The sequence below is a fragment of the bacterium genome, assembly GCA_024226335.1.
Taxonomy (GTDB): domain Bacteria; phylum Myxococcota_A; class UBA9160; order SZUA-336; family SZUA-336; genus JAAELY01.
On sequence record JAAELY010000333.1, the window covers coordinates 1 to 14,564 of the forward strand.

Here is a 14,564-nt window from a genome sequence, read left to right on the forward strand (position 1 = left end):
CGTCACCGGGGACCAGGCCGAAACCGTAGTGATCATCCAGGATGATCGCGTCGTCAGAGGCGATCACAATGTCCATCATCAGACCGATCTCACTGTGAAACCCGAAGCCTGGGAACGCACAGATCGTCGGAAATTCGACATCGTGGATCAGGGAGATCAGCATCTGACGACCGTCGTAGAACATGTTCTCGTAGGTCGCGCGCTTCGGGTCACCGCCCATGGCCGGCTCTTCGATCTGGGCCCAGCTATCGTTGTCGAAACCACGCATCCAGTTCTCGCCCTTGGCCGTGAAGATGAGCACCTCATTCTTCGGATCAGAGCCGATGGTGCGGAATAGCTGCCAGATGGCACGGTGCAGCTCAGCGTTCCACTGAACTTCGCCACCCAGCGTGTGCATGCAGACGTAAAGAACACCGTCGTCACGGCGCTCCATTTCAAAGTGCTCCTTGAAGAGTTCCTTGTATTCTTTGAACTCCGGTGTGGGGATCCAGTTGGTAAGTGACATGTCTGATTCTCCGTGGTTATTAGTTGGGTTCAGTTGATCTGTGCGGCCAGACCTCGTACGGGTCTACCGGTCTGTTCATAGATCTCGAGTCCGAGCATGGGTAGGTCGAGTCCGCCATAGATCGTGTGGTCGCCGACGAAAAGCACGGGACCGCTTGCGAGTACCTGCTCGAGGCCAGTCGAAACAGGGTTCGCCAGCAAGGAGAGCGGGCGGAAGACTCTTTGGAGACGTTCCAGGGAAATGGGTGCAAAGTCTACGTCGCTCACGAAGATTCCCTTTCGAGCTGGTCCAACGAAACGAGATCCTCTTCCGCAATGGCGGAAGCCTCGTCATCGGGGAGGCCTAGCAGTCGCAACGCGAGCGCGGTGAAGGCGATTTCGGACTCAGCGGGCAGTTCGCCTTCGAGACGTCTGCGCAGCAGAGTTTCAGCGCCGCCGCTGATCATCGTGAAGACGATCTCGAGATCATCAAAGTGGAAGCGTCCAGAATCGAGACCGCGCTGAATATCTCGCCGCCCGAAGACGCCCAGGCTCATGCTACCCACGGCCATCAGTTCCCCTGCGCGCAATGCGAACCGTCCAAGCGTCGGGTCTTCGACATAGACGCGGAACGAGTGACGCAGGCAGGTGGCAATCACCCGAGCCGGATCGTCGCGCATGGGTTCGCTGAGCACGTCGAGTCTGCGAACGAGTTCGGCGAGAGTCTTTTCGACGACCGCCTCCAGACAGGCTTCCTTGGAATCGAAGTGGTTGTAGAAGCTGCCCTTCGCGACGTCTGCCAGATCAGTGATGTCCTGGATGGTGGTAGCCCCGACACCCTGTGACGCGAACACCTGGCGGGCGGCCGTCAGTACGGCAGTTCGGGTTCGGAGACGTCTCCGGTCGGCTCGGTTGTTGGGCTTGGCTTCGGGCATGTCCGAATTGATACTCATAAATGACCAAATAGTCAAATTTGACGAAGAGGTCATTTGGCGAATGGCGAACCGATATCTCGGACTGGCCTCCCTAAAGAGTTGATTTTGCGCGCTTTTCTTCGCCTCAAAGGCTGGTGAAAAGGGTGGGTCGCGGGAGCGTCCGAAGCTCCCGCGTCGAATTCAGGTCAGCGAAACCTCATCGCTCCGCTCGGGGCGGCTACTGAAATCCGCGTATCGCTGGCGCGGCCCGGTCCACTTTGAGGGGGTAGGAGCCGCCACTGCGTCGGTAGATGTTTTCCAGTCTTCCGTGTAGACCCCGCCAGTCTGCGTTTTCCTGTGCCTCCTCCACCATTCGTGCGTAGCTCGAGAGGAACTCCTCGGGGATCGGCGCAGACCCGGGCTGTGACCAGGAGAACACCCAGGCGTCGTCCTCTCGCCACGCGACCGACAACCAGTCGCCGATGTTCTCCGGTCGGAACAGCTCGGCGTGGGGTAGAACGTCGAAGAGCGGACGCGAAGTGTCGACGAGGAAGTAGTCGAGTCCGGCCTCGCGAAGAAGAGAACGAGCTCGCTTGGGGGATTCGAAAAGCACTTCTTCGTATTTCAACGACATACCGAAGGAAAGGAATCCCTCTATGCGCGGGCTCGGCGCCATGCTCAGGTGGTAGGGGCCGTTGAGCGACCAGACGCGGGCATTGGGCTCCAGCGTTCTGGCCAGTCGCTCGGCCGGTCTCCACAAGGAGCGGTCCTGTTCGTATACGTCCGCAAATGAAAGCGTACCGCTCACGAAGCGCAGGCCCGTTTCAATTCGTCGAGGTCCGAGTTGTTTGGCCTCGCTCAGGAAGGCGAACACCGCGACCAGTGCCGGAAGCCCGTAACTCAAAAAGTCGCGCGCGCGCAGATTGCTCATGCGCTGCCAGATCGGTTGCCACGCGATGCTCAATCCGACGACCACGAGGAAAAGCGTGAAAGCATAGAAGCGAAGCATGGACGTCGGCTGGTTGACGATATGACCCAGGCCAAAGGCAACGATCGCCAGGCTCGCCAGTGCTGCGGCAACTCTTCGCAATGCGGCGGGCGTGGCCTGGTGGCGCGAGATCAGTGCAGACGTGGCGAGCAACGGAAGCGCGAGGTACTCGTGTGCGCATAAGGCTCGCACGGACTTCAGTCGGAATACTTCGTGCCAGTATTCCCACACGCTGCCGGGAATTTCGATCGGATGAACGCCGCCAAATCCCGGAGGCGATCCCTCCGTCATGAGCAGCATGAGGTAGGGACTGACCCAGCTGCTGAGCTTCTGCTGATCGGCGAGTTCCCAGAAGATGCGGAACGGAACGATATCGGCCATTCCGGTCACGCTCTGGTTAAAGGCAAAGTTCCCCAACAACACGAGTCCGCCCGCGAGTCCGGCGGCCGCGCAAGCGATAAACACGCCCTGTCTCTGTTGGAAAAGGGCGCGCAATCCCATGAGCCCGAGCAGTCCGGCCGCAAACGGGAACACGGACGGCACGAAGATCACCAGGCTCATGATCATCAGCGCGGTGCAGAAAGCCCAGAGTCGCCGGTCGCGGGCTCCGGCTGCGTCGAGTCGCACCACCATCCACACGAGTCCGGCCAGTAGAGCCATCATCATGATGTGTTGTTTCTCGAACGACGCCCAGCTCCACTGGTCGAGCATACCGGTGAGGTAGAGCGCGACGGCCATCAGTCCCCACCAGCGAGAGCCAATCGCCGTGCGCACGAGTGAGAACACCACCAGGGCCGATACGAGCACGAATGAACAGGTTGCGAGCTGGGCACCGATGAGATCCGTCAGCAGGAGGCTCAGGAAAACCGCACCCGCGCCTTTGGTGTGGTAGTAGTGGTACCAGAGTTCGTTAGGCCAGATGCCTTGTGTTTCAACGACTCGCCTGTAGTACGGGAAGTAGTGCGTCGCCACATCGCTCACGCTGTGAGGCTGAAGACCTTTGACGACGATCAGGTAGAGGCCGGCAAGCCCGACCGATGCGAGCAGCGCAGCCCGACCGATGGTCAGCGCGCGGCTGGGCGATCCGCCGTCAGCCGGCGTGGGCAGGCGCGGAGTGATTGCGCCTCGGTGACGCCAGAATTCGAAAACACCCGGAAATGAGATCGCGACCAGCGGCAGGCTCAGCGCGATCATCATCTTCCGTTCGTACAGACCGGCGTAGCCCAGGAACTGGAAGGCGATGTGAAGTACTGCGCTTCCCAGGTAGAAACCCAGGATGAAGCGGTCCAGGGAAGTGAGCGGCAGGCGTCGGCGGCGTTCGGGAATGGCCAGTACGAGGGAACCGAGTCCGTAGAGCAAGGCCATCAGATAGCCGATGAAGAGCGCGCGCAGAACGGAGTACGTCAGATAGGAGAAACCGCCCGGCTGGTAGAAGCGCTCCTGGTAGATATCGTTACTGGCGAACCAGACTACGATGCCTGCGTACACGCAGACGAAACCAATCCACGCGGCGATGAAACCCGGGGAGCGGAGAGCAGAAGAACCAGGTCGCCGCCGTGACTTCCGCTGGAGGCGAATCTGGAGCCAGAGGGTACAAAGCAGCAGGGACAGGATCGCGACCAGCCAGGAGAACAAAGGCTCAGCCCCGGAGCCGGGTCATCCCTTTTCTGCCCGGGCTTCCTCGACCGGTTGAATCGCCAGGTCATCTGCAGAGCCCACGGGCCCGAGGCGACGCCCATACCCGACCTGCCCGATACGCCGGATCACCAAGTCCAGCAGCATATGCGCCACCGAGAACAGGTTGAGCAGGGTCAGCGCACTCGACTTGCCTTCCTCACGCTCTCGAACGACCACCGGAATCTCCAGGTGGCTGGCCCCCTGATTGAGCACCCGGGCGATCAGGTCGGCCTGGAAACCGAAGCCCTGATAATCTGTGTGCCAGCGCATGACGTTGTAACGCAGGTGAAGTGCCATGCCGTTGTAGTAGCGGATGCGGTAGCCCGTGATGGCGTTTACCACGAGGGTGTAAGTGCGGGACAACGCGCGCCGGGGTAGTGACTTCCCCTCGCAACGCTCGTGATAGGGAATGACGACATCCGCAGCGCCGAGGTGTCGCAAGACCTGAACCAGCGTCTCACGCGATTCCACGTCATCTCCACAGACGAGGCGGTAGTAGCGCCCGCGGCCCTGGAACGCACCTTCGATGTAGTTTTGTCCCAGACCCTTGTTGTACTCGTTGACGATCAGCCGGATCGGTCGATGCGCTCGCGCACGCTGATAAGAGTTGATCAGGTCTACCGAGCGATCGCGAGACGCGTCGTCGATCACGATGATCTCGTAGGAACAGCCGACTTCGTCGACTGCGGCCAGCACAGTGTCGAGAGTCGACTCGATGTTCTTCTCTTCGTTGTAGCAGGCGATGAAGAGAGTTATGTCGAGTTCGCCTTCGAGTTTGACCTCGGATTCGGAGCTCATCTTGACGGCCTCCCTCCATTAAAACGGTTCCAGCTATGTAGCACTATTGCAGTAATGGAGCATCTCGCACTATGATGTCCGAACCCCCCTTTGACTATTCTCATTGAGTATATGTTGGGGAGTGCGTTTTTGGCCCAGCTCGATTCGACCGGGATCCCGGCTTTTGGACTGAAACTCTTTCTCGACGGCGCAAAGCTCTCTGATATGCGCCTCGCCCGCGAAGCGGGGCACGTATCGGGTTTCACGACCAATCCGACGCTGATGCGGAAAGACGGCGTCACCAACTACGAAGCCTTTGCGCGTGAGGTGATCGAGGCGATCCCCGACATGCCGCTGAGCTTCGAGGTCTTCTCAGACGAGATGGGCGAGATGGAGCGCGAGGCGCGCACCATTTCCAGCTGGGGCGGAGAGGTCTACGTCAAGATCCCCGTGACCAATACGCTCGGGGAGTCGACGGTACCGCTGATCGAGAAGCTGTCGGCGGACGGAATTCGCATCAATGTGACGGCCCTGATGACGTTGGACCAGGTGCGGACCTCGACGCTGGCCCTGCATCCAGATACACCGGGCATTATTTCGGTGTTCGCCGGCCGGATCGCCGACACAGGCATCGATCCGGTGCCCGTCATGGCCAAGGCCCGTGGAATCGTCACGGAGCGTCCCGGAGTCGAACTGCTCTGGGCCAGTCCTCGCGAGATTCTCAACGTCTACCAGGCAGAGCAGGTCGGTTGTCACATCATCACCTGCACCGCGGATGTGATCGCCAAGCTGAAACTGGCCGGCAAGAACCTGGACGCTTTCTCGCTGGAGACTGTGGAGATGTTCCGTCGCGATGCGCTCGCGGCGGGTTACAAGATCTGAGGAATCGATCCGAGCTGAACTCGGATCAGACCCCGCTCGACTCCCATTTCATCTCATTGCGTCTCAGGGTCGGGTGGGACACCAGCAGATGCCAGACGACCGCCTGGAAGGCCTCGGTATGGGGTGTGATCGTCGACGGATTCACAACCGGAATAAGAACGCAGGCATCGGCCACCTTGGCAGTGTGACCTCCGTCCCGGCCTACGATTCCGATGACCGCGGCGCCTACCTTCTGGGCGAGTTCCAGAGCACGCACGATGTTCATGCTCACGTTCTTTTCCGCATTTCCGCCACCAACGGAAAGCACGAGGATGGCATCTTCCGGACGCAGGTGACTTCCCTCCAACCAGAAGGAGAAGGACGTATCCCAGCCCTCGTCGTTCACCCGCGCCGTCAGTTCCGACACATTGTCGGTGGGTGTATACGCCTCGATACCCGCGATCTTGCGGAAGTCATTCACTGCGTGACTCGCGTTGGCGGCGCTGCCGCCCACGCCGATGACGAAGAGCCGACCACCGCGCTCGCGCACGCCCGCCAGAATTTCGACTGCGGCATCGATCTGCCCGTTGTCCAGTGCGCCGCAGATCTGGGCCGCTTCTTTCAGGTATGCAGATGTGTAGCCGCCGTCGCTCACTTCGCCTCCCGACTCAGAACGGTCCGGTAAAGGACGGGTCTGGGACATCGAGTGTGTCTTCGGGGGCCACGGAAGCGAAGGGATCCTCGCTGGGCAGGCCCATCAGTCTTTTCGCTGCGGCCACGATGTGGCCGTCAGTCGGATAGTAGTAGTTCGACAGCGCCCGGGTCGTGGGCGTGGGCGAATGAGGCAGAGTGATTCGCACGGGGGGGGCCTTCAGTGTGTCGAGAGCCTGCTCGACCACCCGCGTAATGATCTCCGCGGCGAAGCTCGCGTTGCGGTTTGCGTGGTCACAGACCACCAGCCGACCGGTCTTGCGAACCGACTCCAGAATCATCGCGTCATCCAGCGGCTGGATGCTGCGCAGGTCGATCAGCTCGGCCTCCACCCCGTCATCCGCCAGGCTCCTCACCGCCTTTGTCGCTTCGAGTGTCATGTACGAGCTGCTGACGATGGTCACGTCTTTGCCGGGGTGAATCAGGTTGGGTTCACCGATCGGCACGCGGTAGTGACCCTCGGGTACTGGCCCGAACGTCTTGTAGAGCCAGCGATGTTCGAGGATGACCACCGGGTTTTCATCCTCGATGGCGGAAATCAGCAGACCCTTGGCGTCGTAGGGCGTCGCCGGAAGGAGCACGCGCAATCCCGGTACGTGCGCGAACCAGGCGTGCATGCTCTGCGAGTGCTGGGAGCCCTGACCCCAGCCTCGTCCGATGATCATGCGCATGACCATCGGAACGCTTGCCTGGCCGCCGAACATGTAGTGCCACTTGGCGGCCTGGTTCACGATCTGCTCCATGGCAGGCATCGCGAACTCCTGGCGGACGTGCGTCATGACCGGGCGAATGCCCACTAGTCCCGCGCCGAGTAGCACGCCGGTCATGGCGTTTTCGCTAATGGGTGTTTCGAATACCCGCTCGGGGCCGTGCTTTTCCAGCAGTCCGGTCGTGGAGCCGAAGATGCCGCTCACGTCGGGCGCACCCAGGCCCATGAGAATGACGCGTTCGTCGCGCCGCATGCAGATGTCGAGGGCTTCGTTCAGTGCATCTGCGTAGTGAAGCTCGCGCTCACCCATGAACTACGCGAACACCGACGCGTCCATTTCGGCACGCTCCGGAAAAGGGCTCGCCTGTGCAAACTCGACTGCATCGTCGATTTCTAGCGCCAGTTCGCTCTCTAGCCGTTCGATCGCTTTCGCATCGATCAGCTTCTCTGCAATGAGGCGTTCCGTTTCGATTCGCACTGGATCTCGTTCAAGCCAGTCTTCGAATTCGCCCGGCGGTCGGTACCCCAGGCGCGTATCGTCGAGTGGTCCACAGTGCTCCAGGTAGCGGTAGGTGAGGAACTCCAGGAATCCTGGGCCACCGCCGTCACGGATGCGTGAGATCATTTGACCCGCGACATCGAAAACTGTCTCGACATCCTGACCATCCACCTGCTCACCCGGCACTCCCAGTCCGGCCGCAACGTCGACGATGCGCCGCCCATGCGGCTGGCGTTCGGATTGCGGTGTGAGCACCGAGTACAGATTGTTCTCGCATACGAAGAGCACCGGCAGCTTGTGCAGTGCGGCAAAACTCAGGGTTTCGGCAAAGACTCCGGTTTCGGCTGCGCCGTCGCCGAAAAAGATGGTCGTCGTTGCGCTGTTTCCGAGCAGGCGCGAACCGAATGAGGCTCCCACTGCGATCGGGATGGTGCTTCCCACAATGGGGACGCAGCCCAGGAAACCGACGCTGCGGTCGATCAGGTGCATCGATCCACCTTTGCCGCGCGCGCAGCCGGTAGCCTTGCCGTACAGTTCAGCGACCATCGCCTTCAGGTCGCCGCCTTTCGCCAGATAGTGGGCGTGGGAGCGATGTGCGCTCATCGCCAGGTCCTTGGCTGAAAGATGGGCGCAAACACCGGCGGCGACGGCTTCCTGGCCAATGCTGAAATGAGTAGGGCAGCGAATCTGCTGTTCCGGGTACAACGCGACGAGCCGTTCCTCGACACGACGGATGCGAAGCAGCGTACGGAACAGCGCGGTTCGCGTTTCGTTACCTGGTGGGATCAAGGTTCTTCAACCGTAGCGGAGGACCTGCAGCTTCGCTATCGGGCTCGCCTAGTGTGCAGTACTCCAGTCCTGCGTCAGAGCAGCGCTCAGCGTCGAGAGTTCGATAGGGATCGAGTACGAAACGCCCGCGCAAGCGGCTGGCGATCTGTTTCGGATCAATGTCGGTGAACTCAGGCCAGGGCGTCATGATCGCGAGCGCATCGGCGCCCTCACATGCGTCCAAAGCGGAGTCCGCCTGTTCAAGATCCAGAGGCATCGCGGCACTCGCGGGTACGGCCGGGTCGAAAACCCGCGCATTCACCTGCGGAAGCGCCTCGAGTAGCGCCAGGGATGGCGAGTTCTTGGTGGATTTCGTATCGCGCTTGTAGGCCAGGCCCCAGACGGCCAGTTGTGGGTTCTCGAGACCGACGAGAACGTGCCTGTGCAAACTGCGCAATGCCCAGTCGCGTCGGTGTCGACTGTTTGCGAGCCAGGCGCGCACCACGCCCGTGTCGGTTCCCGCCTTTTCGCCCAGTGCACAGATCGTGGCGAGATCACGCTCCAGGTTTCCACCGGCGATGCCCAGTCCCGGCTCCAGGTACGAGTGCGGACCGATCCGCGCGTCGAGTCGCAGCGCGGGTACGATCTCCGACCAGTGCGCGCCGATCTGTTCGCAGATTTCGGCGAGAGTGTTTGCAGTACTGATTGAACTCACAAGGCACGCGTTGATCGCGATCTTCGCCAGTTCCGCGCTTTCGTAGCGCATCGGCAGGATCTTGCAGTCGAACGCCCGGAGGAAACTCTCGTACGCGGCAGGAAGCGGCGCATCCGGATCCGCGCAACCGACGATCAAGCGCTCGGGGTGGAGCGCTCTTTCCATCGCACGTCCGAAGATCAGCGTTTCCACCTGGTAGTAGAGTGGGGCCTGGCGCTGGCGAGGTCGCGTAAACCCCGGTGTGACCTGACTGAGCACGACCCGCGTGGTCTCCGACGGAGTGTTTGCCTCGACCTCCGAAAGCAGCGCATCGATGCCGGAGAGGTCACTCCGTCCCTGATCGTCGGTGGGCACGTCGGGTGCGACTACAACGACCTGGCAGATCGCCAGGTCGGCTGCTTTTGAGGTGAAGCGCAATCGGGTGGCGTTCGAACGCATCAGTTCGGTCAACGAGGGCTCGCGCACAGGGGGGGCGCCGCGTTTCAGGTCGGCGATCGCGGCCGGATCGGGATCGAAGGCCACGACGTCGAAGCCGAGCTCTGCGGCCGCGACTCCCGAGCACAGGCCCAGGTGCGTCATGCCGGCATAGCCGATCGTCGGAAGGTTCACGAGGCGTCGGAGTCGAGAGCCGCCTCCGAGAGACGCTGCAGTTCTCGCGCGATCCAGCGGTCGTTCGCGATGTTCCCCGGTCTTCCCGAATCGCACAGATCCCGGAAAAATCGGTACTCCAGCTCCCAGGTCGGATCGGCCTGCGTCAGCACGACGGAATGCTCAGGCGGTCGGCCGCTGGGCAGCACGCGCTCGCGTTCGGTGAAGCGGCTCGGTCCCCATTTGCACAGCGACTCGATGTGCGCACTGCCGTGTTCTCCGTACACGTCGACCGTCATGTGGTTGCGCCAGGATACCAGCGTTGCTTCGATTTCGATCGCCGGTATTCCCGCAGATGCAGCAGTGAAGTGGTCGAAGGCGCGGTTCTCGAAGCGATGCGCAGCGCGCAACTCGAACGAGCGACCCGGCTCGCCCAGCCAGAAGAGCATGGTGTCGAGCAGATGTGATCCCAGATCGGGAATCACGCCAGCGCCTTGATCGCGCCAGCCCGACGAGCGCACGTCTCGGGCCGTCCCGTTGCCGTAGAACATGCGCACCAGGTACAGATCGCCGAGCTTTCCCGAATCGAGCAGTTCCTTCAAGCGCACGAAGTGGGGTTCAAAGCGGTGGTTGTAGGCCGTGTAGCACACGGCGTGGGAACGTGCGGACAGAGCCTCGAGTGCTCCGAGTTCCACGTCCGTGCCCAGCAGGGGCTTTTCGACCAGCACGTGCTTCCCGGCCTCGAGTAGATAGGCGAGGAGTTCCAGTTTCGCGTCATCGGGTACGCAGAGGAGCGCCGCGTCATAGGAATCGAGTGGCAGGTCTTTGAGCGAGCGGTGGTCCGCGTCCGACAGCACCGGATCGACCGTCGCCACTACGCTGTCGCCGGCGATTTTCAGTCGCTTGCGGCCCTGCACGCCCAGGCCGACGACGACGACCCTCATTCTACGGCGTATTCCGCGCGGCGCTGGATCTGGTCGATCTTCTCGAGCAGATCGTTCGGTGTCACGGGGATGTTTCCGTCGCGCTCGCATTCGATCGCAGCGGCCAGCGAACCCAGTGTCGCGGCGATGACTTCGACCCCGGTGGCCTTGAGCGCAAGCGTCGAGTACGCGAGAAGCGCGTCACCGGCACCGACGGCGTCGACCACCGTATCGGCAAAGCTATTGATGACGAAGAACGCTCGCATATCTCCGATTTCGCGCTCTCGATAGACCAGAGCGCCTCGGGATCCGAGCTTGAGGATCAGCGTCTTGGTCTTCGAGCGCTGGAAGAGATCGAGCGCGAGCGGTCTCACGACCGAATCCTGATCGGCCAGTGCGAAGCGCGCTTCCTTTTCGTTGGGCGTGATCAAATCGAAACCGGGGAAGTCGAGGATGTTCCCCCAGCGACTGGCGACCTGGCTGTCCGCGACGCGGAACGCCCTTTCCGGGATGGCCTCGATCAGTCGTGGGCAGGTAACGCGATCGAAGATGCCGTGACGGAAATCGCTGAAAACGACTGCATCGCACGAGGTGTCGGAGGTGCGTGCGCAGAGCTCCTCGAGAATCTTGTCCGAAATCGTACGGTTGTCGAGCGTGTCGACTTTCAGCAGGCGATAGCCGCCGGCGATGAAGGCGTCTTTTACCGTTGTGGGACGCGTCGGATCGACGATCGGGTCACACTTCACTCCCGCTTCCGCAAGGTCGTCGAGTACGAACTCGCGCATCTCGTCGTCGCCCATCACCGTGGACAAGGTGACCTCTGCTCCTGCGGCGCGCAGGTGCTTTGCCACGACGGCGGCGCCTCCCGCGAAACGATTCTTGCTCTCGTAGCGCACGCTGAAGGTCGGCGTCTTGGCGTTGCTCCCGATCAGACTGCAGTAGGTCAGGCTATCGACGATCACATCGCCTACAACGTGCGCGCGCACGCTACGGCAGGCGTCGAGAGCCGAGCGCAGATCGTCGAAAGAGATGTCCTCCGCTTCCATCAGTGTGACCAGGTTCTCGGTCGACAGATTGGGTGGAGAGTTTTCGATGAACTTGGACGACGAGTAGACGATATCGCCCGGAGTGAAGATGATCTCCCCTCCGTACGATTCCAGCACGTCCATTTCTTCTTGGGTCTTGGGGTGCACGCCACCGTCGACGTATTCGTACCCCTTCGCGAAGTAGTCGGGCTGTATCGCGCGCAGGTTCTCCAGGGCCGTCGGAGTTCGATCGATGACCACGAAATCAACCATCTCGAGTGCTGCGAGGTTCATGGCCCGCAGTTCTTCCGGCACATAGGGGCGGAAGTTTGCCTTGGAGATGTGCGAGTCGGAGGTCATGCTCGCGATCAGCACATCCGCCTTGCTGCGCGCGTAGAGCAGGTGACGGATATGTCCGGGATGCACTACGTCGAAGGTGCCGTGACACATGATCACCTTCTGCTGCCTGGGTCGGGCCCCGACCTTTTCGATGATCTCGGCCGACGTCTTGATCTTGTGGCGGAACTCGGCTCCGATGTCGAGCTTCATTTCGGGCTCCTCCGGTCGAGGTTCTCGAACCAGGTCGCGGTTGCCGCCGAGATCGAATCCGGATCCCAAAGCGGTGCGTCTTGCCAATCCTCGATTCGTTCGAGGATCCGTGCCACACCTTCCTCGAAGCGAACCTCCGGCTTCCAGCCCAGATCCTTCGAGATCTTTGAGATATCGGCGAATGTGCAATCAGGCTCGCCGGGTCGTTTCGGGATGTGTACGACGTCACCTCCGAGCAATTCGACGAGGCGATTCACGGATTGCGGGCGGCCCGCGCCTACATTGAAGACCTCGCCCAGTCGCCCGCGCTGCGCCGCCGCGAGGAAGGCCTGCGCGATGTCCGTCACATAGACGAAGTCCCGAGTCTGGGTGCCGTCGCCGACGACGGTGAGTGGTTTCCCTGCGAGTTTCTGGCGCAGGAAGACGCCGAACACTGCACCGTATGCCCCCGTCGTTCTCGAGCGGATGCCGTACGCGTTGAAGATGCGGATCGAGTTGACGGGAAGCCCGTACACGCTGTGCCAGTGGAAGACCGCCTGCTCACCCTGATACTTGCTCAGCGCATAGGGGTATTCGGGTGAGATCGGATGTGACTCCGTGGTCGGTACATCCGCCAGGCCGTAGCACGAAGACGAAGCTGCGTAGACCAGTTTGTCTACGGCGGCCGCTCTGGCGCATTCGAGTACCTGTACAGTGCCCTGTACGTTTACCGACATGTAGTCGATGGGGCGCTCGATCGACGGTACGATGTCGCCGATGCCGGCGAAGTGAAATACGTACTTTGCGCCGCGGAAAATCGCGCCTTCGGGCGACAAGCTGCGGATGTCGGTTTTCTCCAGACTCAGCCGCGAGTCGTCGCCGTGATGGACCAGGTTGGATTCTCGCCCGCCAACCAGGTTGTCGATGACCCGCACCTCGAAGTCATTCGAGAGGAGGAGATCGACCATATGGCTGCCGATGAATCCGGCGCCCCCAGTGACGATGGCGACGTCCCTCACGACTCAGTTTACCGCCCGGGCCTGCATCCAGCGGACGTTGTAGTAGGCATCGTCATCCATGCTATTGGGCAGCTTGCCTGCTTTGAAGGCCCTGCACAGATCGCGAACTGCATCTTCTGCAGATCGTTTCGGTGCAAAATCCAGTACGCGACGCACTTTGTCGGAATTGATGTGATACGAGCGCAAGTCATCGCTGCTCTCTGTCACGATGTCGATTGGCCCGCCGTCTGGGATTTCTGCCTCTACGACCTTGCGCACGATTTCTGCGAGATCGGCAATCGAGTGATTCTGGAAGCCGATATTGAAGGTCTCGCCCTGGATCTTGTCCGCGGGAGCTTCCAGGAACATCTGGTAGGCATCGGCCATATCGTTGATGTGCAGGTTCGGCCGACGCTGCGCTCCGCCGAAGACCGTGATCTTCCGTCGGTTGACCGCGTGGTTCGTGAGGATGTTCACCGACAGATCGAGACGCTGGCGAGGGCTGTAGCCGCAGATCGTGGCTGGCCGAATGATCACGCCCGTGAAGTCATCCGCCAGGTGCTTCTTGAGTAGCGGCTCGCACATGCCCTTGAACTTGTTGTACAGCGTGAGCGGAACCAGCGGGTGGTCCTCGGTCACGTCGGGTGCTTCGCTTACGCCGTATACGGAGCTCGTCGAGCAGTACACGAAGCGACGCACTCCGGCCTCTTTCGCGGCGACGACCAGCGGTTCGAAGCAATCGTAGTTGATCGTCTTGCTCAATCCCTCGTCGAGTTCGAAGCTCGGGTCGTTGGAGATGCACGCCAGGTGCAAAACGGCATCGACTCCTTGCATGGACTCGGCCAGCTTCGTCGTATCCCGGATGTCGCCCTCGACGATCTCCAGGCGATCACTCGACGGGAGACCCTCACTTCCGAAGATCAGACGGTCGTAGACGACCACCTCGTAACCCGCATCCAGTAGTTGCGGTGTCAGGACGCAACCCACATACCCGGCACCACCTGTCACCAGAACCTTCACGACTATGCCTCCCCCGTCGATACGGCTGGAATAGTGCGCAACCGCCGGGGCGTCGTCAAAGCATCTTCTGTCGCAAAGACTCCTGGCTACGGGTCGAGAAGACGCGAGTGTTACCTGAGGAAGTCGCGACCCATGCGGGCCCCCGAGCGATAGGTGTAGTGCTCGGGCCGCCAGAGATCCTTCAAGCGAACCTGCAACCGCTCGTTCTCTTCATCGAACTTCGTTGTACCTGCAGCGATATCGAGGACCTCCGCGGTCAGCGCGACGATCTCCTCTTCAGTGTTGTTGATCACGGTCAGTCCGGCGCGAGCGTATTCCTCAGTCGTTCACAGTTTGCACAGTTCCGAGTTGAGGGTCTCGGGAAAGGACAGAATTTGCCC

At 60.9% G+C, this 14,564-nt stretch carries 15 protein-coding genes; 1 reads left to right on the top strand and 14 read right to left on the bottom strand.

The genetic code is table 11. The annotated features are described in order from the left end of the window. The 5 genes from GY725_17125 to GY725_17145 all read right to left on the bottom strand — a co-directional run. Positions 1–505, bottom strand: a 505-nt coding sequence (locus GY725_17125; protein MCP4005914.1) for an enoyl-CoA hydratase/isomerase family protein, incomplete at its 3' end; no start/stop codon positions are given. 29 nt (positions 506–534) lie between these two features. Continuing rightward, positions 535–771 carry a hypothetical protein gene (locus tag GY725_17130; GenBank protein ID MCP4005915.1) on the bottom strand — a complete coding sequence of 79 codons (237 nt, stop codon included), beginning with the start codon at positions 769–771 and terminating at the stop codon, positions 535–537. Continuing rightward, on the bottom strand, positions 768–1,436 hold the full coding sequence (locus GY725_17135) for a helix-turn-helix transcriptional regulator (GenBank protein ID MCP4005916.1): 669 nt from the start codon (positions 1,434–1,436) through the stop codon (positions 768–770). Before GY725_17135 ends, GY725_17130 begins: the two co-directional genes overlap by 4 nt. A 199-nt stretch (positions 1,437–1,635) precedes the next feature. Further along, complete coding sequence (locus tag GY725_17140; GenBank protein MCP4005917.1) at positions 1,636–3,873, bottom strand: hypothetical protein; 2,238 nt, start codon at positions 3,871–3,873, stop codon at positions 1,636–1,638. A gap of 168 nt (positions 3,874–4,041) precedes the next feature. After that, positions 4,042–4,860: a glycosyltransferase family 2 protein gene (locus GY725_17145; GenBank protein ID MCP4005918.1), complete on the bottom strand. Its 819-nt coding sequence runs from the start codon at positions 4,858–4,860 to the stop codon at positions 4,042–4,044. 111 nt (positions 4,861–4,971) lie between these two features. Here GY725_17145 and GY725_17150 point away from each other — a divergent pair, with 111 nt between their 5' ends. Beyond that, on the top strand, positions 4,972–5,721 hold the full coding sequence (locus GY725_17150; GenBank protein ID MCP4005919.1) for a transaldolase: 750 nt from the start codon (positions 4,972–4,974) through the stop codon (positions 5,719–5,721). Positions 5,722–5,746: 25 nt separating this feature from the next. On the opposite strand, the gene GY725_17155 is transcribed toward GY725_17150, so the two are convergent. The 9 genes from GY725_17155 to GY725_17195 all read right to left on the bottom strand — a co-directional run bounded on the left by GY725_17155 (position 5,747) and on the right by GY725_17195 (position 14,477). Next, positions 5,747–6,403, bottom strand: coding sequence for an SIS domain-containing protein (locus GY725_17155; protein MCP4005920.1), 657 nt, complete (start codon positions 6,401–6,403; stop codon positions 5,747–5,749). Further along, complete coding sequence (locus tag GY725_17160; GenBank protein ID MCP4005921.1) at positions 6,369–7,430, bottom strand: alpha-ketoacid dehydrogenase subunit beta; 1,062 nt, start codon at positions 7,428–7,430, stop codon at positions 6,369–6,371. Before GY725_17160 ends, GY725_17155 begins: the two co-directional genes overlap by 35 nt. A 3-nt stretch (positions 7,431–7,433) precedes the next feature. After that, complete coding sequence (locus GY725_17165) at positions 7,434–8,375, bottom strand: thiamine pyrophosphate-dependent dehydrogenase E1 component subunit alpha (GenBank protein MCP4005922.1); 942 nt, start codon at positions 8,373–8,375, stop codon at positions 7,434–7,436. 16 nt (positions 8,376–8,391) lie between these two features. Beyond that, complete coding sequence (locus GY725_17170) at positions 8,392–9,681, bottom strand: UDP-glucose/GDP-mannose dehydrogenase family protein (protein MCP4005923.1); 1,290 nt, start codon at positions 9,679–9,681, stop codon at positions 8,392–8,394. A gap of 26 nt (positions 9,682–9,707) precedes the next feature. Then, positions 9,708–10,634, bottom strand: coding sequence for a Gfo/Idh/MocA family oxidoreductase (locus GY725_17175; protein MCP4005924.1), 927 nt, complete (start codon positions 10,632–10,634; stop codon positions 9,708–9,710). Beyond that, positions 10,631–12,187: an adenylyltransferase/cytidyltransferase family protein gene (locus GY725_17180; GenBank protein ID MCP4005925.1), complete on the bottom strand. Its 1,557-nt coding sequence runs from the start codon at positions 12,185–12,187 to the stop codon at positions 10,631–10,633. Before GY725_17180 ends, GY725_17175 begins: the two co-directional genes overlap by 4 nt. Continuing rightward, complete coding sequence (locus GY725_17185) at positions 12,184–13,134, bottom strand: NAD-dependent epimerase/dehydratase family protein (protein MCP4005926.1); 951 nt, start codon at positions 13,132–13,134, stop codon at positions 12,184–12,186. Before GY725_17185 ends, GY725_17180 begins: the two co-directional genes overlap by 4 nt. 54 nt (positions 13,135–13,188) lie before the next feature. Next, positions 13,189–14,190: an SDR family oxidoreductase gene (locus GY725_17190; GenBank protein MCP4005927.1), complete on the bottom strand. Its 1,002-nt coding sequence runs from the start codon at positions 14,188–14,190 to the stop codon at positions 13,189–13,191. Positions 14,191–14,294: 104 nt separating this feature from the next. After that, a complete protein-coding gene (locus GY725_17195; GenBank protein ID MCP4005928.1) occupies positions 14,295–14,477 on the bottom strand; it encodes a hypothetical protein in 183 nt (60 codons plus the stop codon). Between the last annotated feature and the right edge of the window lie 87 nt (positions 14,478–14,564).